General features: G+C 39.1%; 22 protein-coding genes and 1 tRNA gene. 17 read left to right on the top strand and 6 right to left on the bottom strand.

All coding sequences use genetic code 11. The annotated features are described in order from the left end of the window. Position 1: 1 nt before the first annotated feature. Both BW935_RS11955 and BW935_RS11950 read right to left on the bottom strand, forming a co-directional pair. Positions 2-877: a hydroxypyruvate isomerase family protein gene (locus BW935_RS11955; protein WP_076501904.1), complete on the bottom strand. Its 876-nt coding sequence runs from the start codon at positions 875-877 to the stop codon at positions 2-4. A gap of 13 nt (positions 878-890) precedes the next feature. Then, complete coding sequence (locus BW935_RS11950; RefSeq protein WP_076501781.1) at positions 891-2,126, bottom strand: nucleoside permease; 1,236 nt, start codon at positions 2,124-2,126, stop codon at positions 891-893. A gap of 375 nt (positions 2,127-2,501) precedes the next feature. Here BW935_RS11950 and BW935_RS11945 point away from each other — a divergent pair, with 375 nt between their 5' ends. Genes BW935_RS11945 through BW935_RS11935 form a run of 3 tightly spaced genes read left to right on the top strand, consistent with a single transcriptional unit; the run spans position 2,502 to position 4,746 of the window. Further along, entirely contained in the window at positions 2,502-3,554 is a 1,053-nt protein-coding gene (locus BW935_RS11945) for a sugar phosphate isomerase/epimerase family protein (protein ID WP_076501779.1), read from the top strand. A 22-nt stretch (positions 3,555-3,576) separates the two neighbouring features. Continuing rightward, on the top strand, positions 3,577-3,999 hold the full coding sequence (locus tag BW935_RS11940; RefSeq protein ID WP_076501778.1) for a c-type cytochrome: 423 nt from the start codon (positions 3,577-3,579) through the stop codon (positions 3,997-3,999). Between the two features lie 3 nt (positions 4,000-4,002). After that, a complete protein-coding gene (locus BW935_RS11935) occupies positions 4,003-4,746 on the top strand; it encodes a 3-keto-disaccharide hydrolase (protein ID WP_076501776.1) in 744 nt (247 codons plus the stop codon). Between the two features lie 135 nt (positions 4,747-4,881). On the opposite strand, the gene BW935_RS11930 is transcribed toward BW935_RS11935, so the two are convergent. Continuing rightward, positions 4,882-5,610, bottom strand: a complete 729-nt coding sequence (locus BW935_RS11930; protein ID WP_076501775.1) for a lysophospholipid acyltransferase family protein — start codon at positions 5,608-5,610, stop codon at positions 4,882-4,884. Positions 5,611-5,924: 314 nt separating this feature from the next. On the opposite strand from BW935_RS11930, the gene rpsA reads away from it, so the two are divergent. Beyond that, the gene (gene rpsA, locus BW935_RS11925; protein WP_076501773.1) at positions 5,925-7,694 is read left to right on the top strand and encodes a 30S ribosomal protein S1; all 1,770 of its coding nucleotides are present in this window, start codon (positions 5,925-5,927) and stop codon (positions 7,692-7,694) included. Between the two features lie 179 nt (positions 7,695-7,873). After that, a complete protein-coding gene (locus BW935_RS11920) occupies positions 7,874-9,058 on the top strand; it encodes a hypothetical protein (protein ID WP_076501772.1) in 1,185 nt (394 codons plus the stop codon). A gap of 40 nt (positions 9,059-9,098) precedes the next feature. Here BW935_RS11920 and BW935_RS11915 read toward each other — a convergent pair whose 3' ends face one another. The 3 genes from BW935_RS11915 to BW935_RS11905 all read right to left on the bottom strand — a co-directional run bounded on the left by BW935_RS11915 (position 9,099) and on the right by BW935_RS11905 (position 12,015). Continuing rightward, positions 9,099-11,321, bottom strand: a complete 2,223-nt coding sequence (locus tag BW935_RS11915) for a xanthine dehydrogenase family protein molybdopterin-binding subunit (RefSeq protein ID WP_076501770.1) — start codon at positions 11,319-11,321, stop codon at positions 9,099-9,101. A gap of 10 nt (positions 11,322-11,331) precedes the next feature. Next, positions 11,332-11,793: a (2Fe-2S)-binding protein gene (locus BW935_RS11910; protein ID WP_076501769.1), complete on the bottom strand. Its 462-nt coding sequence runs from the start codon at positions 11,791-11,793 to the stop codon at positions 11,332-11,334. A 148-nt stretch (positions 11,794-11,941) separates the two neighbouring features. Further along, a tRNA-Cys gene (locus tag BW935_RS11905) sits at positions 11,942-12,015 on the bottom strand. 329 nt (positions 12,016-12,344) lie between these two features. Between BW935_RS11905 and BW935_RS11900 the strand changes: the two genes are divergently transcribed. Genes BW935_RS11900 through BW935_RS11845 form a run of 12 tightly spaced genes read left to right on the top strand, consistent with a single transcriptional unit; the run spans position 12,345 to position 26,885 of the window. Continuing rightward, positions 12,345-13,604: a c-type cytochrome gene (locus BW935_RS11900; RefSeq protein WP_076501767.1), complete on the top strand. Its 1,260-nt coding sequence runs from the start codon at positions 12,345-12,347 to the stop codon at positions 13,602-13,604. Between the two features lie 37 nt (positions 13,605-13,641). Beyond that, a complete protein-coding gene (locus tag BW935_RS11895; protein WP_076501766.1) occupies positions 13,642-16,725 on the top strand; it encodes a TAT-variant-translocated molybdopterin oxidoreductase in 3,084 nt (1,027 codons plus the stop codon). Between the two features lie 18 nt (positions 16,726-16,743). After that, positions 16,744-18,108, top strand: coding sequence for an NrfD/PsrC family molybdoenzyme membrane anchor subunit (gene nrfD / locus BW935_RS11890; RefSeq protein ID WP_076501765.1), 1,365 nt, complete (start codon positions 16,744-16,746; stop codon positions 18,106-18,108). 2 nt (positions 18,109-18,110) lie between these two features. After that, positions 18,111-18,641 carry a DUF3341 domain-containing protein gene (locus BW935_RS11885; protein ID WP_076501763.1) on the top strand — a complete coding sequence of 177 codons (531 nt, stop codon included), beginning with the start codon at positions 18,111-18,113 and terminating at the stop codon, positions 18,639-18,641. Between the two features lie 13 nt (positions 18,642-18,654). Continuing rightward, entirely contained in the window at positions 18,655-19,281 is a 627-nt protein-coding gene (locus BW935_RS11880) for a c-type cytochrome (RefSeq protein WP_076501762.1), read from the top strand. A gap of 2 nt (positions 19,282-19,283) precedes the next feature. Next, positions 19,284-20,573 (top strand): quinol:cytochrome C oxidoreductase, encoded by a 1,290-nt coding sequence (locus BW935_RS11875; protein ID WP_076501760.1) that lies wholly within the window; start codon positions 19,284-19,286, stop codon positions 20,571-20,573. Positions 20,574-20,597: 24 nt separating this feature from the next. Beyond that, complete coding sequence (locus tag BW935_RS11870; RefSeq protein ID WP_076501759.1) at positions 20,598-21,635, top strand: cytochrome c oxidase subunit II; 1,038 nt, start codon at positions 20,598-20,600, stop codon at positions 21,633-21,635. A 16-nt stretch (positions 21,636-21,651) separates the two neighbouring features. After that, on the top strand, positions 21,652-23,541 hold the full coding sequence (locus BW935_RS11865) for a cytochrome c oxidase subunit I (protein ID WP_076501757.1): 1,890 nt from the start codon (positions 21,652-21,654) through the stop codon (positions 23,539-23,541). Then, positions 23,522-24,604: a COX15/CtaA family protein gene (locus BW935_RS11860; protein WP_076501756.1), complete on the top strand. Its 1,083-nt coding sequence runs from the start codon at positions 23,522-23,524 to the stop codon at positions 24,602-24,604. Before BW935_RS11865 ends, BW935_RS11860 begins: the two co-directional genes overlap by 20 nt. Next, positions 24,601-25,503, top strand: a complete 903-nt coding sequence (gene cyoE, locus BW935_RS11855) for a heme o synthase (RefSeq protein WP_076501754.1) — start codon at positions 24,601-24,603, stop codon at positions 25,501-25,503. The genes BW935_RS11860 and cyoE overlap by 4 nt, the downstream gene beginning before the upstream one ends. A 1-nt stretch (position 25,504) precedes the next feature. Then, complete coding sequence (locus tag BW935_RS11850) at positions 25,505-26,086, top strand: cytochrome c oxidase subunit 3 (RefSeq protein ID WP_076501753.1); 582 nt, start codon at positions 25,505-25,507, stop codon at positions 26,084-26,086. Positions 26,087-26,108: 22 nt separating this feature from the next. Beyond that, positions 26,109-26,885 (top strand): cytochrome c oxidase subunit 3, encoded by a 777-nt coding sequence (locus BW935_RS11845; RefSeq protein ID WP_076501751.1) that lies wholly within the window; start codon positions 26,109-26,111, stop codon positions 26,883-26,885. Positions 26,886-26,897 lie beyond the last annotated feature (12 nt).

Raw genomic sequence — 26,897 nt, 5'->3', positions numbered from 1 at the left:
TTTAAACGTCGCAGATTCTGATTGCCTCTTCCAATGATGCCAATTTATCTTCCTTTTTAGGGGTAAATTCCTGGCAGACATAACCTTTGAATCCAGTTTCTACGATTGCACGAATCACAGCTGGGTAGTAAATCTCTTGCGTGTCATCGATTTCGTTTCTACCGGGATTTCCAGCTGTGTGATAGTGAGCGATATATTGGTGATTATTTCTAATCGTTCGGATCAAGTCTCCCTCATCAATCTGCATGTGATAGATGTCATAGAGTAGCTTAAAGTTATCACTTCCAAGTCTTTTACACAACTCTACGCCCCAGGAGGTTTTGTCACACATGTAGTCTGGATGATTGATTCTACTATTGAGCAATTCCATGACTAAGGTGACATTGTGCTGTTCTGCCAATCCGATTATTTTTTTTAAACCTTCAACTGAGTTTTGAAGCCCAGTTTCATCATCCATGCCGTCTCTGTTTCCAGAGAAGCAGATCAGGTTTTTGTAGCCTGCTTTGGCCACAAGGGGGATGACCTCAGTATAATTTTTTACCAGCTGATCGTGATATAATTTATTATTAAATCCGTGGACAAGATTGATCTCGGCACCATTGCACATGGAGCAGTCCACTCCATTTTCTTGGAGAATATGCCAGTCTTTGGGACCAACTAGATCTATGGCATTGAATCCAATTTTCTTGATAGCTTTACAGAGTTCGTCAAGAGATAAATTTGGAAAAGTCCAGGCACAGACGGCATGATTGACATTTCCTTTGAGTTTTGATTGAGGCATAGCTGACGCATTCAGGGGTATCAATGGCGCGGCTCCTGCGACCAATGTACCCATCATCATTTTTTTCAAGCTATTCCGCCGATTGATTGATTTCATAATAATATATAGGTTAAGATAGGTTTGTTGCTTTTTTTGATTCATCCTTGAAAAAGATCAAGAAGAAGACGACTACTACAGCAGCAATTCCTGCAGGAATCATCCAGATAGATTCCCAAGTATGTGAGCCATCAGCTGCCAAGTACATGTCAGAAACTTTCCCTGCTACAAAGAACCCGATTAGCATCCCTATTCCATAGGTGGCTAATGTAATCAGTCCTTGGGCAGCAGATTTGAATTTTTCACCTGCTTTTGAGTCTGTATAAATTTGTCCCGATACAAAAAAGAAGTCATAACAAATACCATGTAGTGCTATTCCGATGATCAGTAAGAAAAGTCCACTGTCAGCATTGCCAAGGGCAAACAAAATGTATCTCAATACCCAGGCGATCATTCCTAGAAGCAGGGTTTTTTTGAACCCAAACCTCTTGAAGAAAATCGGTAATAATAGCAGGAACAAAGCTTCTGAAATTTGGCCGATCGTCATTTTTCCAGTAGGATTGGTGACGCCAATTTCTGTCAAAAACGGATTGGCGTTTTGATAATAGAATGCCAATGGGATACAGATTAGAATAGAAGAAATGAAAAATACAGCAAAATTTCTTTCCTTAAGTAGCCTGAGTGCATCTAATCCTAGAATTTCGGAAACTTTCAGTTTTTGTGACCTGTCCGCTTTTGGCGGAGTGGCAGGAAGTGTAAATGAAAATAAGCCCAAGATTACAGCTGCAATACCAGCCATTAGGAATGTGTTTTTTAGAAATCCATTGGCAATATTTTCAGCTGTATCCCAAGTAAACGCATAGCTGATCGCTAATCCTGCAACGATCCATCCTATGGTTCCCCAAACACGAATACTTGAAAAGTCTTTTTCAGGGTCTTTCATCTGATTGAAGGAGACTGAATTGACTAATGCAAGCGTGGGCATATACAAAATCATGTAGAGCAGCAACATGGGATAAAACGCTGTAAAATCTGTAGACTGATATAGTAAAAACATCAATCCACCGCCTACAAGATGAAGCAGACCCAGGATTTTCTCAGCATTGAAGTACCTATCAGCAATCAGCCCAATTATAAATGGGGCAATGATGGCGCCAAAGGATTGAGTAGAAAATGCAGTGGCAATTTGTGTTCCTGTAGCATTGAGATTGGCACCAAGAAAAGTGCCTAGAGTTACGAACCATGATCCCCAAATAAAAAACTCGAGGAACATCATGAAAGAGAGGCGAAAACGAATTCCTGTACTCATTAATTTAGAATGGTTAATAGGTTTACAGTAGCTTTATTTTAATCGTATAGAATGGCAAACTATTAATTTTAAGTTTAAAATTTAGGCTTTTTCTGTTAATTTTAAGATTTACTAATCCGAATAGCATTATAAGTCATTGGAATGGTAAGTATCAAAAATAAGTGAAAAAATGGATTTTCAATTTATTTGGCAATGGATAGTTAAAGTCAAAGAAAACGATCTTTTTATTTCAAAAATGCAAAATATTAAGTCGAAATCGATTGCGGAGACATATTCTCAGTCTGATAAGCTACTATAAAAAAAGAAAATGAAATTCATCAAATTCCCTTAAAGAATAAACTACTTTAATATCAAACCCTATAAATATTCAAACCTATGAAAACAATAAAAGGGCCGGCGATTTTCCTTGCTCAGTTTGTAGATGACCAGGCGCCGTTCAATAATTTAAAGAGTATATGTGAATGGATGGCTTCTGTAGGGTATTATGGTGTGCAGATTCCTTCTTGGGATGCTAGACTGATTGATCTGAAGAAAGCCGCAGAAAGCCAGACCTACGCTGACGAAATCAAAGGCATCGTAAACGAAGCAGGCTTAGAAATCACAGAATTATCAACGCACCTCCAAGGTCAGTTAGTGGCTGTACATCCAGCTTACAATGAGTTATTTGATGGTTTTGCTCCTGATAATCTCAAGGGAGACCTAAAAGGAAAATCAGCATGGGCTACTCAACAATTGAAATATGCAGCCAAAGCTTCCAAAAACCTTGGGCTCAATGCCCATGCTACTTTTTCGGGTGCGCTGATGTGGCATACAGTATACCCTTGGCCACAGCGACCTGCTGGCTTGGTAGAAACAGGTTTTACTGAATTAGCGAAACGCTGGACGCCAATTTTGGATGTTTTTGAAGAAAATGGTGTAGATCTTTGTTATGAATTGCATCCTGGAGAAGACCTACATGATGGGGTCACTTTTGAGATGTTTCTAGAAAAAGTCAATAATCACAAGCGTGCCAATATCCTGTATGACCCAAGTCATTTTGTATTGCAGTGCTTGGATTATTTGCAATTTATTGATTTCTATCATGAGAGAATCAAGATGTTCCATGTCAAAGATGCTGAATTTAATCCGACTGGGAAACAAGGGGTCTATGGTGGTTATCAAGGCTGGGTAGACAGAGCTGGAAGATTCCGTTCACTCGGTGACGGTCAAGTTGATTTTAGTGGTATCTTTAGCAAACTTTCACAGTATGACTTTGACGGTTGGGCTGTGTTAGAATGGGAGTGTGCGATCAAGCACCCGGAGCAAGGAGCCATAGAAGGCGCTCAGTTTATTGCTGATCATATCATCAGAGTGACGGATAAGGCTTTTGATGATTTCGCAGGAACTGGAGCTGATGAAAACTTCAATAAAAAAATATTAGGAATCTAAAACCATCAATAAATTAAACAAAATGAAATCACTCAAATTATTTTCTTTTGGCCTTGTTGCCTTTTCTTTGATGACATACGCTTGTGGCGGAGGAAGTCAAGAATCTTCACAGTCTTCAACTACCTCTTCTGCACCTGCGCAAGAGACTAAGGTAAGTCTCGAAGATAAATACAAAGATGACCCTGTATTCATCACAGGTTCAGCCAAGGCAAAAGAAGCGGGTTGTACAGCTTGTCACATGGTAGAAAGAAAAGTCGTAGGGCCATCTTATGCTGATGTAGCTGAGAAATATGAGAATACTCCAGAAAATGTGGCTTTGCTTACCGACCATGTGATCAATGGCAACGTGGGGAATTGGGGAGAAATCCAAATGCCATCCCATCCACATCTAGAAAGAGCAGATGTGGAAGATGTGATCAAATATGTATTACTACTTAAAAGATAAACCATGAAGAAATCAACTTACGGCTTACTACTGATTGCTTCCATGACATTTGCATGTGGAGGTATTCAAGAAGTAAGAGAAGTAACTATTCAGACAGAAGGCGTAGAAGTAGAAGTAGAATCAGAATGGATCAGCTTATTTGACGGAGAGTCTTTCGATGGCTGGAAAAAATATGGAGGGGGAGACGTAGGTGCTGCATGGAAAATTCAAGATGGAGCAATCTATCTAGATGCTACGAATAAAGATGGTTGGCAGACTGGAGATGGAGGAGACATTGTGACTGAAGGTGAGTTTGATGATTTTCATCTTAAAGTAGAATGGAAAATTGCAAAAGACGGCAATAGTGGGATTATATTCTATGTGCATGAATCAGAAGAATATGCTTATCCATGGATGACAGGTATGGAGATGCAAGTACTGGACAATGATGGACACCCTGATGCAAAAATCAGAACCCATCGTGCTGGTGACTTATATGACTTGATTGAGTCTTCCGAAGAATCAGTGAGACCTGTAGGTGAATGGAATCTTGCAGAGATTATCTCAAAGGATGGGCTGCTGCAGCTTCACCTCAACGGGACTAAAATTGTGGAAACTACACTTTGGACTCCTGAGTGGGAGGAATTGATCGCAGGTAGTAAGTTTAAAGACATGCCTGGGTTTGGCACTTTCAAATCAGGTAAAATTGCTCTCCAAGATCATGGGGATGAAGTTTGGTTCAGAAATATTGAGATCAAGAGGCTTTAGGTCTTAAGAGGAATTATTTTCACAAAGCGCACTAAGCTAATTATAGAGCACGGCGATTTTGACCTATGCAGGTCAATGTCTCGAATTTTGTAAAAGTTTAGTGCGCTTTGCTTTTTGGTCATTCAAAAGCATTATTTATTCATGGGTCAAGATCATCGCTTCTAGCCTGTTGAAGCATTTTTCTGATAAGCCTGAAATGTCCTGTGTTTTCATATATGGTTTTGGATCAATTGGTGATGAAAAATAGATATTGATTACACCTGGGCTTAGCAAAATTGAGCCTCTTCGCATGACTTGGTCAGCACCGATCACGGCCATGGGCATGATCTGTACACCAGTGTCAATTGCCATTCGGAATGCTCCCTTTTGAAATGGAAGTAAAGTTTGGTCTGTATCATTTCTTGTTCCTTCTGGAGCAACCACGATGGATATTCCTGTTTGTAGAATTTCAAGTAGCCTTTTGACGGATGCTTTTCTTGATGCTGCATCCTTTCTATCTACCCAGACTGCTAGCCTGGAGGTGATGAAGCCGAAAACAGGGATTTTAGACAATTCTTTTTTTCCAATAGCCCTTACCTCTTGCATGATCGCCATAGGGATGACCGGAGCGTCAATAAATGACCTATGATTGAAGATATAAATGTAAGGTTGCTCTAAATCAATATGCTCCTCCCCATGTACTTTGTATCGAATACCAACTAAAGTGGACCAGCCCCTTACCCAAATACGGATAAAGAAAAATGCAAACTTTCCTGCTTTCGATGATATGGCATATGGGATGACCACAAACCAGCCGAAGATCAGCATGAAAACTGCAAAAAGCACAGCAGCATAGATGGTATAAATCCACTGAATAATTTTCATTGTGTTGGGACTTTGATTAAATTTGAGCAATTAAATTAATTATTAACTCTTTGCTTGCAGCCCATGGGAGAGATCCCATGGGTTTCGTTTTTGAATTTCTAATTCAAATATATAGTGAAGTTCAGTTTAAGATCAATTATCAGAAATACTTTTTGAAAATTTCAATCATATATAAGGTTTTCTTCAAAATTCCCTACCTTTGCAGTCCGTTCGGGTGAACGGGGCTCTGGAATCTGTATTTCAGGGTTTTATCCAAAACTAAAAACCTCATCCCGATGACCCTAAGGATGTTGAAAATCAGGGTTATTTGCAATATGTCTAATCAAAAAGATTTTAACTGGGAAGATTTCGACACCAAAGGTTTTGGTGAAGGTTATTCTAAAGACAAAAGAGCCGAAATGGAAGCTCTTTACGCTGGAACTTTGAACGAGATCACCGAAAAAGAAGTCATCAAAGGTACTGTAGTAGGTATCAATGACAAGGATGTGATCATCAACATTGGTTTCAAATCTGACGGTTTGGTTCCAAGAACAGAATTCAGAGACCTTCCAGATCTAAAGATCGGTGACGAAGTGGAATTGTTCATCGAAGAGCAAGAAAACTCACTAGGTCAGTTGGTTCTTTCTAGAAAGAAAGCAAGAATGGTCCGTGCATGGAGCGATATCGAAGCGGCATTGGAGCATGACAATGTGATCGAAGGTCTTGTGAAAAGAAGAACAAAGGGTGGTTTGATCGTAGATATCTACGGTGTAGAAGCATTCTTGCCAGGTTCTCAGATCGACGTGAAGCCTATCAGAGATTTTGATATCTATGTAGGTAAGAAAATGGAAGTGAAAGTGGTGAAAATCAACCACACTAACGATAACGTAGTAGTATCTCACAAAGTGTTGATCGAGAAAGATCTTGAGAAGCAAAAAGCAGAGATCTTGAACAACCTTGAGAAAGGTCAAGTACTAGAAGGTGTGATCAAAAACATGACAAACTTCGGTGTATTCATCGATTTGGGTGGTGTTGATGGTTTGCTTCACATTACAGATATCTCTTGGGGAAGAATCAATCATCCAGAGGAAGTTCTTAACCTTGATGACAAAGTTCAGATCGTTGTTCTTGACTTTGATGATGACAAGAAGAGAATTTCATTGGGTATGAAGCAGCTTACTGCTCATCCTTGGGATGCACTTTCTGCTGACCTTGAAGTGGGTTCAAAAGTTAAAGGTAAAATTGTAAACGTAGCTGACTACGGTGCATTCCTGGAGCTTGCTGCTGGAGTTGAAGGTTTGATTCACGTTTCTGAAATGAGCTGGTCTCAGCACTTAAGAAACCCTGCTGACTTTGTAAAAGTAGGTGATGAAATCGAAGCAGTGGTATTGACTCTAGATAAAGACGAGAGAAAAATGTCTCTTGGTATCAAGCAATTGACTGAAGATCCTTGGACTAAAGGTGACATGGCAGCTAAATATGCTGTAGGTACTAAGCACACTGGTGTGGTAAGAAACTTAACTAACTTCGGTCTATTCCTTGAATTGGAAGAAGGTATCGATGGTCTAGTTCACGTTTCTGACCTTTCTTGGACTAAGAAAATCAAGCATCCATCTGAATTCGTTAAGGTTGGTGACAATCTTGATGTAGCAGTACTTGAGCTAGATGTTGAGAATAGAAGATTGGCACTAGGTCATAAGCAATTGGAGGAGAATCCATGGGATACTTTCGAAGGTATATTCCCTGTAGGGTCTGATCATAAGTGTACTGTCGTTTCTAAAAATGATAAAGGTGCAGTTCTTGAACTTCCTTATGGTCTTGAAGGATTTGCTACTTCTAAAAACTTGGAGAAAGCTGACGGTACTTCAGTAGAAGTAGGTGAGTCTATCGAGTTCAAAGTGACTGAATTCTCTAAGGACGATAAAAGAATCGTACTTTCTCACACTGCTACTTTTAGAGAAGAGGCTAAACCAGCTGCTGCTCCTAAGAAAGCTAAGAAGAAAGAAGATGCTCCAACTGCATCTGCTCCAGCTGAAAAGTCTACTCTAGGTGACTTGGATGCATTAGCTGAGTTGAAAGAGAAGATGGAAGGTGGGAAAAAATAAGACAAGAGACTAAAGACGCAAGACTTTAGACTTAACTCTTCCTATACTAAAAAAGGTGGCTACCGAAAGGTGGTCACTTTTTTTTATTTTAGTTAGTTTTGGGAAAACCTATTTTTTATACTATAATTAATAGTCGATTTTTAAATCACATTTAACTTCTTAATTGATAAAGCTTTTCTATGAAACAGATCATTTACTTATACCTTGTTCTAGTAGCCATCATTTCATGTTCCAGTCCGAAAGAGCAAAGCCTTGAAAATGAAGATGGCTATTCTTTGGTTATTGTCGATTCATTAGAAATCAATGTTTTAGGTAGCCCTATGCTTGTGGACGTCAGCCCTATGGCGGATCGATTTGCATTCTATGATTATTCTAGCAAAGAGTTTCTCTTTACTGATAGGAATGGGGCAATTATTGGTAGATTTTCTAAAAAAGGAGACACACCTGATGCATATGGTTTTTTGATGGAATTTCCAGGATTCATAGATGAAGAGCAAGTTGCTTTGGCAGGTATGAATGGTGTTTTTGTTTTTGACCTAGGTGGTAATATGGTCAAAAAAATGTCTCATCCTGAATCTTTAGGAGGGGCAGGCTTTATGAGTTTTGTCGGTAAAGGGATGGAAACTGTAAATTTGGCGGGGAAGCCATACTTGTTGAGTAAATCTGTTAGAACAAGGGACACCTACCCAGGTGAACAGCGGTTTTATGATGAATTCAAGGCGATTGAACTTATTGATATAGAACATGGTGAATTTACAGAAATCGTACCCTTTGAAGAAGGGAGTTTATTTTTGAATGGTAATGGATTTTATGAGAGTGATTACGCGCCAGCTTTGGAAGCGAGTGGTGATCGACTTTATGTTGCATTAGGAGGAGAACCTAAATTGCGTGTTTACAAGCTCAATCAGACAGGAGCTGAGTTAGAAAGTACGGTCGATCTTATTATTCCGGGTTTTGAAAAGCTGCCTTTGACGTCTAGGGAAGAGTTTTATAAAGGTTCTGTGACGATCAAAGGAAGTACGCCTGCGATTAGAAATATCCATGTAGTGGATGATTACCTTATCCTACATTATTATGGAGGGATTCCAGAAAATATAATGAAAGAACTTGATGCACTTTGGGAATCAGGAGATCAAGAAGAATCAGAAAGACTTTATGCCAAAGCAGCTGAAGAGGTGTCCCAAGGAATGTTAATTCTTGAAAAGGAGAGTTTAATACAAGTTGGGAATATTCCATTTATGAAAGGTGTAAGCACAAGTGGCTTTGCTTCTGGCGATGGGTTTCTGTGGATGCAAAGGAGTCCTAATGTAGAAGAGGAAGAGGATTTTTTGAGAGTTTATAAGGTTAAATTGGTCAGAAAGTGAATTGAACGTTCTTAGCTTTATCTTAAACCCTTCTTAACTTTTAAGAAAAATACTCCCTCAAGGGCAAGTCATATATTCTCCTTCCCAAAATAGATGATAGCGCATTGACAATCGCTGCAGCAACTGGGCCTTGGGCTGCCTCGCCTGCGCCAAGTGGTTTTTCTTCAGGTCGATTGATGATGTGGACTTCGACTTCGGGGACGTTATTTGTCCGCAAGATAGGGTAGCTACTCCAGTCTTTGCTTGTGATTCCATTTTCATCGTATTGGACCGCTTCCAAGATTGTCCAACTCGCAGACTGAATCATTCCTCCTTCAGTTTGATTTTTTAAGCCGTCCGGATTGATGCATTGACCCGAATCGATGACTCCTGTGAGTTTGTGTAATCGAAATTTGCCTTCTTGTTCACTTTTGTGGATTTCTGCAAGCACCGCATAATAGGAAGCAGAGTTCTTGTATTGGGCAAATGCCAAACCGTAACCAACATCTCGGCTTTGATCTCTATTCTCCCAATTGCTTTTAAGTTTTAAGCTTTGAATGACCTCAATGGCTCTTGGGTTATTGAGGTTTTTAATTCTAAATTCAAATGGGTCTATTTCAGCTGCTTTTGCTAACTCGTCCATGAATGACTCTAATGCAAAAATATTCCCATAAGCCCCGAGGCCCCTCAATGCCGAAGTTCTTAATGGTCCTTCATAATTATGAAGTAGGAGTTCTCGATCAGGAATTGTATAAAGTGGAGCGGCATTTCTGTAGGATCCACCTGAAAACCCTCCCTTTTGAAACTCAAAAGCATTTTCCAGATGTCTAGCAGAGATGTAATGGCCTGCTTTTCCATTGGGCCGAGTGCTGTGGGTATCTGACCAAATCTGTGTTTTCCAAGCTGTGATTTTGCCTTCTTGATCTATACCTGCTTCAAGCGCAATCTGCATAGCTGATCCATAAGGCTCCCATTGATGTTCACTATCTCGCATCCACTGAAGTCTGATGTGTTTCCCTGGTACCTGCTTGGCGATCAATGCTGATTCTGCAGATACATCATCAGCACTGTTGTGGCCATAGCAGCCAGACCCCGGCATACCTATGCATCTGATTTGCTCTTTTTTTAGTCCAAATAAATCCGAAAGCGTGTTTTGTAAGGGATAGACCCCTTGTGTCGGTGACCAAACAGTAAGCTGATCATCTTTCCATAAGGATATAGAACAGCCTGGCCCTGTTGAGCCGTGCATGTGATAAGGTTTGGTATATGTTGATTTTAAAGTTTTTGCTGACTTGTCGATTGCTGAATTAATATCAAGGTGCTTTTCCACTTGCTGTGGGGCTGCTGAATTTCGCTTCATATCTTCAAAAAGAACCTTAGGGCTGATTTTGATTAGTGATTTTTCCCACTCGCTTATTGCTCTGATTTTTTCCCAAGCTTTGATGGCTTGATACTCTCTTTTGGCGACAACAGCTACAAAGCTCCCATCTACAATTACATGCTCAACTCCCGATATTTCCATAATCGAGCTTGTGTCAAGAGATTTTAGTTTTGAACCATAAGAGGGGGGATGAACGACCCTTGCATGTAGCATATCTGGGAACCTCAAGTCATGGACAAAGTGCGGTTTTCCTTGAACCATATCTAGGATTTCTGCCCTTTGATATGGTTTGCCTATGATTTGATGTCTGTCTGGGGACTTGAATTCTGCCTCTCCTGTGATATTTTCTTCCAAATACTTACCATTTAGGATTTCCCAAAATGTTTTTTTCTTTCCTTCAGGGCCAAGGATGATCCCGTCTTTTACTTTGAGATTTTCTATTGAAATATTCCATTCTTTACCCACTTCTTTTAATAAAAATAATCTAGCTTCTGCCGCAGCTTGACGAATTGCACTACCACTTCCTTCTACGGAGTTGCTTCCAGCAGTGTAGCCTTCATTAGCAGTTTGTCCAGTGTCACCATTGATGATACGACATTTTTCGAAAGGGACATCAAGTTCTTCGGCTGCGATTTGCATCAATGCTGTCCTGATGCCTTGACCCAGCTCTTGCTTTCCTGTCAAAATGGTAACGTATCCCTCAGCATCCAACCTGATCCAAGAATCAATGATCTCCCGGCCTTTATGCGGTCGCTCTGGAATTCCATGATATAAATTCTTTAGTTCTTCAGTTTCTTTGGTACTACAAAATGAAAGAGGGAAAAGATTGAACCCAATCAATAAGTGTCCAGATGTTTTTAAAAATGACCGTCTATTTGTGAGGGGTAATTTGAAGTTTTTCATAATCTAAAGTTTATCTATATCCGGAGACATTTTTTACGGCTTTAACAAACCTTGAATGCGTACCACAACGACAGATTACTTTATGTAACGAAGCCTTGATTTCCTCTTCTGTAGGGTTTGGATTTTCTCTTAGCAAAGCGACAGCGCTGATGATCATACCATTGAGACAGTAGCCGCATTGTGCAGCTTGCACTTCAATAAATGCTTTTTGAATAGGGTGTAGCTTATCTCCTTTGCGAAGACCTTCAATTGTTTCTATAGTTTTTCCTTCAAAGTTCTCACATGGGCTTACACAAGTGTATTGGGCTGAGTTATCTACTAACACGAGGCAAGCTGCACATTGCTGTAATCCACAACCGAACTTTGCTCCTGATAATTGAAATTCTTCTCTGAGGATGTACAAAAGTGGTTCTTCTGGCTCTACTTCAACCTGATGTTTTTTACCGTTGATTTGCAAGGAAATAGTTTTCATAGCAAAGATGATTTTTTGATATTTTTTAAGATATCAAATAACCTGTAGGAATGCTAAGAAAAAATGTCAAATGGATAGGTTCTTGGATCAATGGGTGAGCATACTTAAAAAATAAAAGCATCCCTGTCAAGAGATGCTTTTTTGATTTTGGAGGTCGAGAGCGGATTCGAACCGCTGTACAAGGTTTTGCAGACCTCTGCCTAGCCACTCGGCCACCCGACCCTTTGTAAACGGAATGCAAATGTAGAGATAATCTCAATTTTTCCAAAATAGCATCCAGAAATTAATCCAATAAGTTTTTACAAATTTCATTAATAATAACCATCCATATATTTTATGCATTCTAAGATTTATTTATAAAGATTCTAAATTATCAGGTCTTTGAGATTAATATTTGTAAGGTGTTGAAAAACAAATAAATACAATTAGCGTAAGGCTGTTTACTGTTCCTTACCATGTATGGAAGTCAAGTTTGAAATGTAGAATTGGGGTAGTACATTTGCACTGTTTATTTGAAAACCGTGAATTAAACTGTTTAATAAGTAATAAATATGTCGATCAAACGCTCAATATTAAGTGTTCCCTTAAGAATTAGCACAATGGCCATGGTGTTCTTCCTCGTGTTGGGAGCGCAAGCCTTTGGAGCTAATCCTGATGTTTCTGACAGTGAAGAAGCGATTGCTGCTGGTAAATCCATCTTCAATGCTAACTGTAAAACTTGTCACAAACTGGATCAAAAGTACACAGGCCCTGCCCTGAGAGGAGTGACTGATAGAAGATCTATCGATTGGGCTAAAAGTTTCATCAGAAACTCTGGTGCTTTAATTGCATCTGGAGATGCACAAGCTAACGCCATCTACAAGGAGTACAACAACCTTGCGATGCCAAGTCACGAGTTTTTAAGTGACACTGATCTTGATAACCTACTTTCATATATTGAATATGGTGATAAAGAAGCTGCCGTAGCAGATGGCGGTGACGGTAGTGGAGCAGCATCAGCAGGCGGAGGCTCAGGTGTACCTAGTGAATATTTGACAATCATCCTAGCTGTATTAGTCGTTGTACTTTTGCTTATTCTAATTGTCCTAGGTCTGATTATCTCTGTTTTGACCAAGTATCTAAACAGTCAGAAATTAGATGAGGAGGATCAAGAATTCATCAATCAGAAATTTAATTTCTCTAAAGTACTGAAAAGTGATGCTTTTGTAATTATCGTTACGGCTCTTGTAGTGGCTTTAGTGGCTAAAACAGCTATCGATGGTCTATATTCTGTTGGTATACAGCAAGGATATGCACCGAAGCAGCCTATTGCCTTCTCGCATCAGTTACACGCTGGCCAATACGAAATTGAGTGTCAATACTGTCATACTGGAGTAGAATTGGGTAAATCAGCAAATATCCCTTCAGCCAACATTTGTATGAACTGTCATACACACATTCAGAATGTAGGTGGAAAAGATGGTATTTCGCCAGAAATTCAAAAAATCTATAATGCAGTCGATAATAATCAGCCAATTGAGTGGGTGAGGATTCACAACCTTCCAGATTTGGCCTATTTTAACCATGCTCAACACGTAGCGGTGGGAGGTATCGAGTGTCAGACTTGCCATGGTCCAATAGAAGAAATGGAAGTGGTCTATCAGCATAGCTCCTTGACAATGGGCTGGTGTATTGACTGTCACAGACAGACTGATATCAATGCTGCTGGCAACGAGTATTATGATAAATTGGTGCAATTACATTCCGACAGCAAGAATGCACTTAAAGTGAAGGATATCGGAGGCTTGGAATGTGCTAAGTGTCACTATTAATTAAATCAATTCAGAACCTACTTTTCTTGACTATAAAATGAAAGAAAATAATAAGACATATTGGAAAGGAATAGAGCAATTGACAAACGATCCTGAGTTTGTTAAAAATGCTGATAGAGAATTCCCTGAATTTACATCATCTTCCAACGGTGAAGAAGGACCTTCAAGAAGAGACTTCCTCAAGTTGATGGGATTTAGCTTGGCGGCTGCATCATTAGCAGCCTGTGAAGCTCCCGTAAGAAAGGCTATTCCTTATGTCAACAAACCTGTTGATATCAACCCATCTATACCAAACTATTACGCTTCTACTTTTGCTTCTGGTGGAGATTATGCCGCAGTCGTAGTGAAAACTAGGGAAGGTAGACCTATAAAAGTTGATGGAAACGAACTTTCTCCAATCAACGGTAAAGGTGTCAGCGCTATAGTGGAAGCCTCTGTACTTTCTCTTTATGACAAGCAAAGATTGGCTGGACCATATATCAATGGTGAAAAATCTGACTGGTCTACAATTGATGCAGAAGTGAAATCTAAACTTGCTGCAGCAGGTACAGTTAAAATTGTTACAAATACTATCCTTTCTCCTTCTACAGAAAAGGCTTTAGCTAAGTTTGCTGATTCTTTTGGTGGAGCTGAGGTGATTACTTATGATCCTGTTTCAAGTTATGGTATCACCAAAGCAGCTGAGACTGTATATGGATATGCTGTACTTCCTACCTATAGATTTGATAGAGCAAAAGTCATTGTTAGTTTCGGTGCAGATTTCCTAGGTACATGGATTTCACCTATTGAGTTTGCAAAGCAATACGCAAAAGGTAGAAAGATTACCAAAGAGAAGCCTGAAATGTCAAGGCATTATCAGTTTGAATCCAATCTTTCTTTGACAGGTTCAAATGCTGATTATAGAACACCAATGAAAGCATCAGCTAGTGGATTGGCTGTTCTTGCGTTGTACAATGCATTGGCTAGAAAAGCTGGTGCTGCTTCATTCAATGCAGCAACTGTTGATGTTGCAAACCTTGACAAAGCAGCCAACGAACTATGGGCTAATCGAGGTGCTTCCTTGGTAGTTTCAGGTTCTAATGATCCGAATGTTCAAGTCATTGTCAATGCGATTAATGATTTACTAAATAACAATGGTAATACAGTAGACTTCTCTACTCCTTCTTATTTCCGTAAAGGGGATGATGCAAAAATGAATCAGTTTGTTACTGATTTGAATGCTGGAAGAGTTGGAGGGGTAGTTTTCTACAACTGTAATCCTGTATATGATTTTGTTAGGGGTGCTGAGGTAGCTTCAGGAATAGAAAAAGCAAAAGTATCCATTGCAACAAATGGCACTATGGATGAGACTGCTTCTTTGGTGCAGTATGTAGCTCCTGATCATCATTACTTAGAGTCTTGGAATGATTTCAATCCAAGAAAAGGTGAATTCTCTCTTGCTCAGCCTACAATCTCTCCTCTTTTCGATACAAGACAAGCACAGGAGTCTTTTTTGGTTTGGGCTGGTGAAGAAACTAACTACTACGATTTCTTACAAGAAAATTGGAGAGCTTCTCTTTTTGCTGCTCAATCTGAAACTTCAGATTTTCAAGAATTCTGGGATAGATCACTTTTCAACGGCGTGTATAGCTTAGAATCTACCTCTTCTACCTTAACTGCTAATGGTGATGCTTCTGCTGCAGCTGCTGCTGTTGCAAGGACCTACAAAGCTGATAATGCAGGAACAGAATTGGTTGTTTATACAAAAATAGGTATAGGTAATGGTACTTTTGCAAACAACCCATGGTTGCAAGAGATGTCTGATCCAATCTCTAAAGCCACATGGGATAACTATTTGACAGTTTCTCAAAAGTGGGCAAATGAAAATGGTTTGAAGATGTTCGAAGGAGCAACTCAAAAAGCCAAAGTAACCATTGGGGATAAGTCCATTATAGTTCCAGTATTAGTTCAACCAGGTCAGGCTATCGGTACTGTTGGATTAGCATTGGGTTATGGTAGAACTAAAGCAGGTAGAGTAGCTAATGGTGTCGGTATCAATGCTTATGAATTGCTCTCTGTTAATAATGGATTTGTAAACTTTGAGGTAACTGAAGGTGTGACTGTAGAGTTGACCTCTGATAAATATAAAATTGCGCAAACTCAGACGCATCAGACCTATATGGGTAGAAACTTTGTCGTGCAGGAATCAATCCTTCCTGAATACAAAGAGAATGCTTATGCAGGTAGATATCAGCCTAAAATTTACAAAGAAGGTGAGTTTGTAAAACCTTCTAAAATTTCACTTTGGAAAGGTCATCAATATAGCCAACACCACTGGGGTCTTGCGATTGACATGAACTCTTGTATCGGTTGTGGCGCGTGTACTGTAGCTTGTCAAGTTGAAAACAACGTGGCAGTAGTAGGTAAGCAAGAAGTGCTCAACAGAAGAGAGATGGCTTGGATCAGAATTGATAGATACTATTCTTCTGATGCTGAAGTGGGTGATAATGATGGTTTGGAAATCGCCGCTGAAAATCCAGAGGTAGTATTCCAACCAATGATGTGTCAGCACTGTAACAACGCGCCATGTGAGACAGTATGCCCTGTGGCTGCGACTACACACTCTTCTGAGGGTCTCAACCAAATGACTTACAACAGATGTATTGGTACAAGGTACTGTGCTAACAACTGTCCTTATAAAGTAAGAAGATTCAACTGGTTCAAATACCACGACAATAAATCATTTGCTGCAGTCAATGTAGCTCAGAATGATGACATGGGTAAAATGGTATTGAATCCTGATGTAACGGTAAGAGCTAGAGGTGTAATTGAAAAATGCTCTATGTGTGTTCAGAGAATCCAATCAGGAAAATTGACTGCCAAAAAAGAAGGTAGAAAAATCCAAGATGGAGAAATCAACACCGCTTGTGCTACGGCCTGTCCGACTGATGCGATTGTTTTTGGAGACATGAACGATCCGAACAGTAAGATCACTGCTACCTTGAAGATTCAGGAAGAAACGCTTTCTGCAACCAAAGAGGTAAATGAAGAGCGAGCATACCACGTGTTAGAAGAGGTTAATGTCAACCCTAACGTATGGTACTTTACTAAAATCAGAAATAAGGATAAATCAGAAGCGTAATAAATAATTTTATAAGATATGCAGGTTACTTCATCCGTACGTGAGCCGCTAATTACAGGCGGTAAAACCTTAAAAGACGTCACCCATGACGTATCAAGACAGGTAGAAGGTAAACCAACTCTTGGTTGGATCCTTGGCCTTTTGGTTGCAGTGGGTGCCCTATTGTTAGGAAGCCTTGCGCTGGTAGCTACCCTTTGGGAAGGTATCGGTATGTGGGGATTGAATAAAACCATTGGTTGGGCTTGGGATATTACCAATTTCGTTTGGTGGGTTGGTATCGGTCACGCTGGTACGCTGATCTCTGCTGTATTGTTGTTGTTCAGACAGAAATGGAGAATGGCGATCAACAGAGCAGCAGAAGCAATGACGATCTTCGCTGTTATTTGTGCTGCGATGTTCCCTGTCATTCACATGGGTAGACCTTGGCTAGGTGCTTATTGGGCACTTCCGCTACCTAATACCTTTGGATCTCTTTGGGTAAACTTCAACTCTCCACTTCTTTGGGACGTATTTGCAATCTCTACCTATTTCTCTGTTTCATTGGTTTTCTGGTACATCGGTTTGATTCCAGATTTCGCTACGATCAGGGATAGAGCTACTGGTTTGAGAAAAACAATTTATGGAGCACTTTCCTTTGGTTGGGATGGAGCAGCTAAGACTTGGAGCAGATATGAATCAGTTGCTTTGATTTTGGCTGGTTTGGCGACGCCTCTTGTACTTTCTGTACACACGATTGTATCATTTGACTTTGCTACTTCTGTAATTCCAGGCTGGCACACCACTATCTTCCCTCCATATTTCGTGGCGGGTGCGATTTTCTCTGGCTTTGCCATGGTATTGACCTTGATGATCATCACTAGAAAAGTATTCAAACTTGAGGATTATATTACGATTGGTCATATTGAGTTGATGAATATCGTAATCATCATTACTGGTTCAATTGTAGGTATAGCTTATATTACTGAATTCTTTATAGCTTGGTATTCTGGTGTAGCAGCAGAGCAGTACGCATTCATCAATAGAGCATTTGGTCCTTATTGGTGGGCTTATTGGTCTATGATGACTTGTAATGTGATCTCTCCACAATTATTCTGGTTCAAGAAAATTAGAACTTCAATTGTAGCTACTTTCATCCTTTCTTTGGTAGTGAATATAGGAATGTGGTTTGAACGTTTTGTGATTATCGTAACTTCACTTCATAGAGATTTCTTGCCTTCATCTTGGGCAATGTTCTATCCAACGTTATCAGATATTGGTGTATATTTATTCACCTTCGGTTTGTTCTTCACTTTGTTCTTGTTATTCGCTAAATTCTTCCCAGTGATCAACATGGCAGAGGTTAAGTCAATTGTTAAGTCTTCATCAGAAAAAGTAAATAAATAATCATGGAAAGAGATAAGAATTTTGTCCTCGGTGTATTTGATGATGAGGATGTATTATTAGATGCTATTGCCAAAGTAAGAGGTAATGGAGTGAAGATCCATGAAGTTTATTCACCTTTCCCAGTACACGGTATAGATGATGTACTTGGTTATAAAAGAAGTAAGCTTCCAATTGCTGCATTTCTTTTCGGAATGCTAGGAACTACATTGGCTTTGGTCATGCAGTTTTACATGATGAAAATTGATTGGCCGATGATCATCGGTGGTAAAGATCATGCTGCTTTCCCTGATTTTATCCCAGTTACTTTTGAGTTGACAGTTCTCCTTGCTGCTTTCGGTATGTGTGGTGTTTTCTTCGTATCATCTAATCTTAAGCCTTGGGCACAACCTAGGATCTTTGATCTAAGAATAACCGATGATAAGCATGTAGTGGCTATTGATTTGGCTACGAATTCAGGTCTTGGCGAAGAAAAAATAGGAGATATTCTTAAGTCTTCTGGTGCTACAGAAGTGAATAAAAAAAGTTTTGAATAGTAACTCAGACAATATGAAATTGATAAGATCCATATATGTATTAGCTACTGCTGGTGTAGCCTTAGGGTTCGCATCTTGTAGTGCTTCAGGAGATCATCCTGGGTACGAATACGCTCCTCAGATGTACAACTCTGTAGCTTACGAACCATTGACTCAAATCATCAATGAGGATGAAGGCAAATGGTTGTCTACAAGAGAAGATGAAAAGGGAGAGTTCTTCAACTCAAACATCAACAATCCGCATAGAATGAACATGCGTGAGCCTGTTGAAAATACTGTCCCTAGATCCAAGGATGGGATGTTACCATACAGATTAAAGGCTTTCGAGCTTGAAAAGGCTGCGGAAATTCAAAATCCTGTTGAATTGACAGATCAAGTTCTTGAAGAAGGAAGGCAACTTTATCTTCAATATTGCTCGGCTTGTCATGGAGCAGCAGGAGAAGGAGATGGTAAGGCAGGCGAGGTGATTGGTGGTGTTGCAAATCTTAAAGGTGGTGCATATATCAATCTTCCTGAGGGTCATATTTTCCATGTGATCATGAAAGGTAAAGGCAGAATGGGCGCTCACGGCTCACAAATTCCACAGGAAAGAATTTGGAAAATTGTTCACTATGTTAAACAAGAAATTCAGAAGCAATAATCATGGCGCAGGTATCAAATTATAATCTAGATCAAAAATTTGATTTTACAGCTTCTTTGAAGAAGACCATCATGACTGTTTTGGGTCTTGGTGTTGCTTTATTCGCTGTTGGAGTTATTACATCTTTGTTTGGTGGTCATCATGATGAAGCTGCTGAGGCTAGTGGTCATGCATATCACTGGTATCATAGGGTTTTTGCAAACCTTTGGATCAACAATGTTTATTTCACTGGTATTGCTGTCATCGGAGTTTTCTTCTTCGCAATACAGTATGCTGCTCAAGCTGGATGGTCTACTGGTATCCTTAGAGTGATGTTATCACTAGGTAATTGGTTACCGATTGCTGGTGTTTTAATGATTGTGACCTTTTTTGTTGCTAGTCATGATTTATTTCACTGGACCCATAGCTATTTGTTTGATAAGAATGATCCTCAATATGATTATATCATAGATGGTAAAGGTGCATACTTTTATTGGCCTATGGAGAAAGGTTCATTCCCTATTTTCTTTATCATCAGAATGATTGCATTCTTTGGAATTTGGGTTTTCTTCTTTAATAAATTGAAGAACCTATCTTTTGCGGAGGATAATCTTTCAGGTTCTCATGACTGGTCTAATATCAGAAAGTGGTCAGCAATTTTCTTGGTATTATTTGCTGTTTCATCGTCTATAGCTGCTTGGGATTGGATTATGTCTATTGATACTCACTGGTTTTCTACCATGTTTGGTTGGTATGTATTTGCATCTTGGTTTGTAGCAGGCCTTTCGGTGATTACGTTGATTACACTGTTTCTAAAAGGTAAGGGTTATTTGGAAATGGTTAATGAAAACCATATTCATGACCTAGGCAAATTTGTGTTTGCATTCTCTATTTTCTGGACATATATCTGGTTTTCTCAATTCCTATTGATCTATTATGCCAATATTCCTGAGGAATCAGTATACTTCGTTGAAAGATTACAAAGTGACGTGTATAGCCCGTTTATTTTTGTAAACCTAGCACTAAACTTTGTGCTGCCCTTCCTTGTTCTTATGACACGTGATTCAAAGAGACATGGTGTTTTCCTTAAAGTAGTTTGTTCTTTGATTATCTTAGGTCATTGGTTTGATTTCTTCTTGATGGTTCAGCCAGGCACTTTAGGTCACAATGGTGGATTTGGTTTGATGGAAATTGGAATGTTATTGATATTTGGTTCCGCATTTGCATTCGTAGTGTTTAAATCACTAGCCGGCAAAAATTTGGTAGCCAAAAATCACCCAATGCTTGAAGAGTCTTATCATCATCACATTTAATATTTATCCGAAAAAGTAAAAATTATGTACGGATTTCTTATTGCAGTTGGTGTTTTGTTGTTGCTATCCTTGATATGGATGGTTTACAGAATACAAACCCTGGTTTCAGTTGTAAAAGGTTCTGATAAAAAGATTGCTTCAAGTAGCAATAAGGTGAATGCTTTATTGTTTGTAGTATTCCTTATCGGAGCTGGAGGGTTGATGTTTTGGTATTCAATTAAAGAGTTTGATAATTACAATCTACCTTTAGGATCCGAGCATGGCGCTGTTACAGATCAGTTATTTTGGATTACAATGGCAGTAACTGGTATTGTATTTATAATTACTCACATTCTCCTTTTCATTTTTCCATACAAATATCAGTATAATGAAAAACGAAAGGCGACTTTCTACCCTGACAATAACAAACTAGAGGTAATATGGACAGTAGTTCCAGCTGTTGTTCTTGCTATTCTCGTGATTGGTGGATGGAAAGCTTGGTCTGATATTACAGCTCCTGCACCTGAGAATGCGCATGTCGTCGAAATTATGGGGTACCAGTTCGCTTGGGAGGTCAGATACCCTGGTTTGGATAATGTTCTTGGTGATCATGATTACAGATTAGTTAATGAAGTAAATAATCCCTCTGGAGTTGACTTTTCTGATCGTAATGCATTAGATGATTTTACTTCTCCAGTTGTAGTCATTCCTAAAGGCGAACCAGTATTATTTAAAATTAGAGCAAGGGATGTTTTGCATTCAGTATTTGCTCCTCACATGAGGTTGAAAATGGATGCGGTTCCTGGTATGCCAACAAGATTCTGGTTTACTCCTACCAAGACCACTGCAGAAATGCGTCAAGAATTGGGTGATGATGAATTTGTCTATGAGATTGCTTGTACTGAGATCTGTGGTAGAGGTCACTTCTCCATGAGAAGAGAGATTAGAGTGGTTGAACCTGCAGAATATCAGGAATGGTTGAAGGAACAAAAACCATATATTGTCAATAATCCGGCACTGGTTGAAAATTTACCTTCTGATTTGAAAGAATTGGCCGATATCACTATCGGAGAATATAAGTAATTAAATAAGTATAATTATGGCAACAGCTAACTTAGCTACACATGGCGCTACTGATCATGATCATGATCACGAGCATCACGATAACTTCATCACGAAGTATATATTTAGTACTGACCATAAAATGATCGGTAAGCAATTCTTGGTTACTGGTATTTTCTGGGCATTGATCGGTGGTTTTCTATCTATTTTATTTAGACTTCAATTAGGTTTTCCTGATATGGATCTAACCTTCCTAAAGCCTTTACTTGGTGGATGGATTGATGATGCAGGAAAACTTGATCCAAACTTCTACTTAGCATTAGTTACTATGCATGGTACCATCATGGTATTCTTTGTATTGACAGCTGGTTTGAGTGGAACATTTTCTAACTTCTTGATTCCACTTCAGATTGGAGCTAGAGATATGGCTTCCGGGTTTATGAACATGCTATCTTACTGGTTCTTCTTTGTGTCAGGTGTGATCATGTTTATTTCTCTTTTCCTTGAGAATGGACCTGCTGGTGGTGGTTGGGTCGTATATCCTCCATTGTCCGCTTTGGAGCAAGCTATTCCAGGTTCAGGTATGGGTATGACGCTATGGTTGATTGCTATGACATTCTTCATTGCTTCATCTTTATTGGGAGGCATCAACTATATCACTACTGTTATTAATTTGAGAACAAAAGGTATGTCTTTTTCTAGACTTCCTTTGACCATCTGGGCGTTCTTCTTAACAGCTGTTATTGGATTGTTATCATTCCCAGTTCTTTTTGCTGCTGCTTTGCTATTAGTATTCGATAGAAGCTTTGGTACTTCATTTTATTTGTCAGATATATACATTTCTGGCGAAGGTGCTTTGCCTAATACTGGTGGTAGCCCAGTTCTTTATCAACATTTATTCTGGTTCCTTGGACACCCTGAAGTATACATTGTATTGTTGCCAGCATTAGGTATCACTTCAGAAGTTATTGCCACGAATTCCAGAAAACCAATTTTTGGTTACAAGGCCATGATTATTTCAATGTTGGGGATTACTATTCTATCTTTTGTAGTATGGGCTCACCACATGTTCGTATCAGGAATGAATCCATTCTTGGGGTCAATTTTCATGTTCTTGACATTGATTATTGCTATTCCATCTGCTGTAAAAGTATTTAATTACCTGACTACACTATGGAGAGGTAACTTGATCTTTACACCTGCAATGCTATTCTCCATTGGGTTAGTTTCATTCTTTATTTCAGGTGGTTTGACAGGTATCTTCTTAGGTAATTCTGCAATTGATATTCAATTGCACGATACTTATTTCGTGGTTGCTCACTTCCACCTTGTAATGGGGTCTGCTTCTTTCTTTGGATTGATGGCTGGTGTTTACCACTGGTTCCCTAAAATGTTTGGTAGAATGATGGATGCTAGATTAGGTTATATCCATTTCTGGTTGACTTTTGTGGGTGTATACTTGGTATTCTTCCCTATGCACTACATTGGAATCGCAGGTTTCCCGAGAAGATATTATTCTTGGACGAACTTTGAATTCTCTAATATGTATACTGATTTGAACATGTTTGTATCAGCTGCTGCTATTATAACCTTTGCAGCTCAGTTCATCTTCTTGTTCAATTTCTTCTACAGTATGTACAGAGGAAGAAAAGCTAGCTTGAATCCATGGAGATCTACTACGTTAGAATGGACGACTCCATTGTTCCCTGGACATGGCAACTGGCCTGGTGAAATTCCAGCAGTATACAGATGGCCATATGATTATTCCAAGCCAGGTGCGAAAGAAGACTTCATTATGCAAACAGTTCCATTGTCTGCTACTCCTGAATCTAACCTTCCTCATGAACAGGAATTGGTTAAACTGGAGAAGGAAATTATTGCAGAAGAAGAGGAAGTGTTGGTAGCAAATGAATCAAAAGAATCTTAAATCAATTAGCAGCTTTCGCAGAATCTCTTTGATCACTGTGATAGCTGTTTATTTTCTGATATTGGTTGGTGGGATTGTCAGAAGTACCGGTTCTGGTATGGGTTGTCCCGATTGGCCTAAATGCTTTGGGAGCTGGATTCCGCCTACGAGCGTGAATCAGCTCCCAAATGATTATCAGGAAATATACCTTGAAAAGCGGCTCCAAAAAAATGATCGCTTTGTAGCTAGCTTAGAGAAATTAGGTTTTGCGAATAAGGCAGAAGAGATAAGAAATGATAAGTCTATTCTAATTGAGGAGGAGTTTAATGCTACTAAAACTTGGATAGAATATGTAAATCGCTTAATAGGCGTCATCATTGGTCTTTTGATTATACTTACTGTTTACAAATCTTTTCCTTTATGGAGTCAAGATAAAGCAATACCTATTTTATCTGTCGGCAGTTTAATCCTCGTTTTGTTTATTGGTTGGATAGGTTCCATTGTAGTCTCTACCAATTTGCTTACTTGGATGATTACCATACATATGCTGTTAGCACTGTTCTTGGTTTGTATATTAATCTACATACATTTCAGAGCACATCATATTGGTAAGGAGATTAAGTTAAGAACAGAGAAATCCAAAAGACTTTCCGTGATTTTATTGGTCGGTTTTGTACTCATGATAGTTCAAATAGTCTTGGGTACGCAGGTGAGAGAAGAAATCGATCAAGTTGCTACAGCGATGGGCAATTTGTTGAGAGGAACTTGGATTGAACAGCTGGGATTGCCTTTTCTTATACATAGGTCTTATTCCTTGTTGTTGTTAGGGATTCATCTGTTATTTATTTATAAGGTTTATAAATACTCACTTCGTAATTCTGGAATCTTCAAATTATCTCAATTACTATTTATAGTAATTGTATTTGAAATATTGACGGGAGTTGGCATGGCTTATTTTGCTATTCCTGCCTTCCTACAGCCTATACACCTTTTATTGGGTGGACTGATTATAGGGATTCAATTCTTATTGTTATTGAACCTTTTTGATCAGAATAAATTAAAAATAGATACAGTTAGTTCATGAGGACTTTAAATATTGTTGAAAACACACTGTTCGATGCAATTGCTTTTAGAGCAAAGGCATATTACGAATTGATTAAATTCAGGCTGAGTGCATTGGTTACTTTCTCTGCGGTGTTTGGGTTTATTCTAGGAGATTCTGGAGTTGTTTTTTCTTGGGGTAGATTCTTCGCCCTGATGATTGGTGGTTTTCTAATTAGTGGTGCTTCAGGAGCTGCTAACGAAATATGGGAAAGAGATTATGATAAGCTTATGAAGCGAACTCAAAATAGACCTCTTCCTTTAAAACAAATATCACTATCAGAGGCTTATTGGTTTACTACAATAGTAGGTTTCATTGGGGTGAGCATACTTTGGTTATTTACCAATCCCTTGACTACTGCTTTGGGAGTATTAAGTATGATTCTTTATGTTTTTGTTTACACCCCACTGAAAAGGGTTGGGCCTATCGCAGTTTTTGTTGGAGCAATTCCTGGAGCTATGCCTCCGCTATTGGGATGGACTGCCGCTACGGGTATGATTTCGCATGAAGCCTTGATTATTTTCGGAATTCAATTTGTTTGGCAATTCCCTCATTTCTGGGCCATAGCCTGGGTAAGTGATGAAGATTACAAAAAGGCAGGGTTCAAATTATTGCCCTCAGGTGGTAAGAAGGATCTCAACACGGCGATTCAAATTATGATCTATACCTTGTTTTTACTCCCACTTGGGTTGTTGCCTACTTATTTTGGCTTAACAGGGATTAACTCAGGAATAGTAGCGACAGTTTGTGGTGTACTTTTCTTAGCTCAGACCTTTTCGTTGATGAGAGATTGTTCAAGAAAATCAGCTTTGAAGATCATGTTTGGTTCATTTTTGTATCTCCCAATAGTTCAAATTGCGTATTTATTAGATAAGGTTTAAGATGGAGGAAAAATTCGCATACATAGAAGGAGCGGAACAACCAATTTCCATGCATCCAAAGAAGTTTGCACTTTGGTTGTTTATGGTGACAGTTGTGATGATTTTCGCAGCGCTGACAAGTGCTTACATAGTAAGGCAGTCCGAGGGAAACTGGTTGGAATTTACCTTACCTGATATATTCTATTATACTTCAGGCATTGTGATACTGAGCAGTATATTTCTTCATTGGGCATATGTATCTGCTAAAAAAGATGAGCTTGTCCAAGTAAGGCTGGGGATGTCAATAGCGGTCATATTAGGAATTCTTTTTCTAATTGGCCAATGGTACAGTTGGGTAGCTTTAGTAGATAAGGATGTGTATTTTGTGGGTAATCCCGCAGGATCATTCTTATATGTTTTTACAGGATTGCATGCATTACACTTGATCAGCGGTGTGATATTTCTAATTATTGTATTAATTTCGTCCTTTAGATATAAAGTACATTCTCAATCTATGACTCCAATGGAGATGTGCGTGACTTATTGGCATTTCTTAGGAGGTCTTTGGTTATACTTATTTATGTTCTTGCAACTTAATCATTAAATATAAAGTTAATTTAATTCATATGTCGACGACTGCAACAGCGATCGGAGTTAGCTCCAAAAGAGGAATCTGGGGAGGTGGTAATGAACCTCTAAAAGCCAGTTATGGGAAACTCATGATGTGGTTTTTCCTACTTTCAGATATCTTTACATTTGCCGCATTTTTGATTACTTACGCTGCGATTCGCGTGAGCTATCCTGCTTACTCAGGTACTATGGATGCTTTCCAAGGCTCCAATGAATATTGGCCTATCCCAGAATTAGTGTTTGATGCTTTCCCATTTTTTCATGGGGTTCATATGCCTTTGGTCTTTGTAGGATTGATGACTTTTATTTTGATTATGAGTTCAGTTACTATGGTTTTGGCGGTAGAAGCAGGTCATAGAAATGATAAAGATGATGTAGTCAAATGGATGCTTTGGACTTTGCTTGGTGGAATTACATTCCTTAGTTGTCAAGCATGGGAGTGGTCACACTTTATCCACGGTTCTGATAACGGAGCTGTATTGACTTATGTAAACTCACTCAATCAAGTTGTTACAGAAACCATCTATGGAGCCAATTTGGTGGTGAATGAATATGGTCCTGCGGCTTTTGCTCAGCTCTTCTTCTTCATTACAGGTTTTCATGGTTTCCACGTTACAATTGGTGTAGTATTGTTATTCTTAGCATTCTACCAAGCAGCAGTCGGGGTATATGAAAGAAGAGGTCATTATGAAATGATTGAAAAAATCGGTCTTTATTGGCACTTTGTTGATCTTGTATGGGTATTTGTATTTACCTTCTTCTACTTAATCTAAAGAACTTATAAG

Source organism: Belliella pelovolcani, assembly GCF_900156785.1.
In the GTDB taxonomy this organism is placed as follows: domain Bacteria; phylum Bacteroidota; class Bacteroidia; order Cytophagales; family Cyclobacteriaceae; genus Belliella; species Belliella pelovolcani.
This window is presented reverse-complemented; position numbering and strand designations above follow the sequence as displayed.

Excerpts from the sequence above, each read along its gene's own strand:
- BW935_RS11955 (WP_076501904.1), bottom strand. The coding sequence starts at position 877 with ATGAAATCAATCAATCGGCGGAATAGCTTGAAAAAAATGATGATGGGT.
- BW935_RS11950 (WP_076501781.1), bottom strand. The coding sequence starts at position 2,126 with ATGAGTACAGGAATTCGTTTTCGCCTCTCTTTCATGATGTTCCTCGAG.
- BW935_RS11945 (WP_076501779.1), top strand. The coding sequence starts at position 2,502 with ATGAAAACAATAAAAGGGCCGGCGATTTTCCTTGCTCAGTTTGTAGAT.
- BW935_RS11940 (WP_076501778.1), top strand. The coding sequence starts at position 3,577 with ATGAAATCACTCAAATTATTTTCTTTTGGCCTTGTTGCCTTTTCTTTG.
- BW935_RS11935 (WP_076501776.1), top strand. The coding sequence starts at position 4,003 with ATGAAGAAATCAACTTACGGCTTACTACTGATTGCTTCCATGACATTT.
- BW935_RS11930 (WP_076501775.1), bottom strand. The coding sequence starts at position 5,610 with ATGAAAATTATTCAGTGGATTTATACCATCTATGCTGCTGTGCTTTTT.
- rpsA (WP_076501773.1), top strand. The coding sequence starts at position 5,925 with ATGTCTAATCAAAAAGATTTTAACTGGGAAGATTTCGACACCAAAGGT.
- BW935_RS11920 (WP_076501772.1), top strand. The coding sequence starts at position 7,874 with ATGAAACAGATCATTTACTTATACCTTGTTCTAGTAGCCATCATTTCA.
- BW935_RS11915 (WP_076501770.1), bottom strand. The coding sequence starts at position 11,321 with ATGAAAAACTTCAAATTACCCCTCACAAATAGACGGTCATTTTTAAAA.
- BW935_RS11910 (WP_076501769.1), bottom strand. The coding sequence starts at position 11,793 with ATGAAAACTATTTCCTTGCAAATCAACGGTAAAAAACATCAGGTTGAA.
- BW935_RS11900 (WP_076501767.1), top strand. The coding sequence starts at position 12,345 with ATGTCGATCAAACGCTCAATATTAAGTGTTCCCTTAAGAATTAGCACA.
- BW935_RS11895 (WP_076501766.1), top strand. The coding sequence starts at position 13,642 with ATGAAAGAAAATAATAAGACATATTGGAAAGGAATAGAGCAATTGACA.
- nrfD (WP_076501765.1), top strand. The coding sequence starts at position 16,744 with ATGCAGGTTACTTCATCCGTACGTGAGCCGCTAATTACAGGCGGTAAA.
- BW935_RS11885 (WP_076501763.1), top strand. The coding sequence starts at position 18,111 with ATGGAAAGAGATAAGAATTTTGTCCTCGGTGTATTTGATGATGAGGAT.
- BW935_RS11880 (WP_076501762.1), top strand. The coding sequence starts at position 18,655 with ATGAAATTGATAAGATCCATATATGTATTAGCTACTGCTGGTGTAGCC.
- BW935_RS11875 (WP_076501760.1), top strand. The coding sequence starts at position 19,284 with ATGGCGCAGGTATCAAATTATAATCTAGATCAAAAATTTGATTTTACA.
- BW935_RS11870 (WP_076501759.1), top strand. The coding sequence starts at position 20,598 with ATGTACGGATTTCTTATTGCAGTTGGTGTTTTGTTGTTGCTATCCTTG.
- BW935_RS11865 (WP_076501757.1), top strand. The coding sequence starts at position 21,652 with ATGGCAACAGCTAACTTAGCTACACATGGCGCTACTGATCATGATCAT.
- BW935_RS11860 (WP_076501756.1), top strand. The coding sequence starts at position 23,522 with ATGAATCAAAAGAATCTTAAATCAATTAGCAGCTTTCGCAGAATCTCT.
- cyoE (WP_076501754.1), top strand. The coding sequence starts at position 24,601 with ATGAGGACTTTAAATATTGTTGAAAACACACTGTTCGATGCAATTGCT.
- BW935_RS11850 (WP_076501753.1), top strand. The coding sequence starts at position 25,505 with ATGGAGGAAAAATTCGCATACATAGAAGGAGCGGAACAACCAATTTCC.
- BW935_RS11845 (WP_076501751.1), top strand. The coding sequence starts at position 26,109 with ATGTCGACGACTGCAACAGCGATCGGAGTTAGCTCCAAAAGAGGAATC.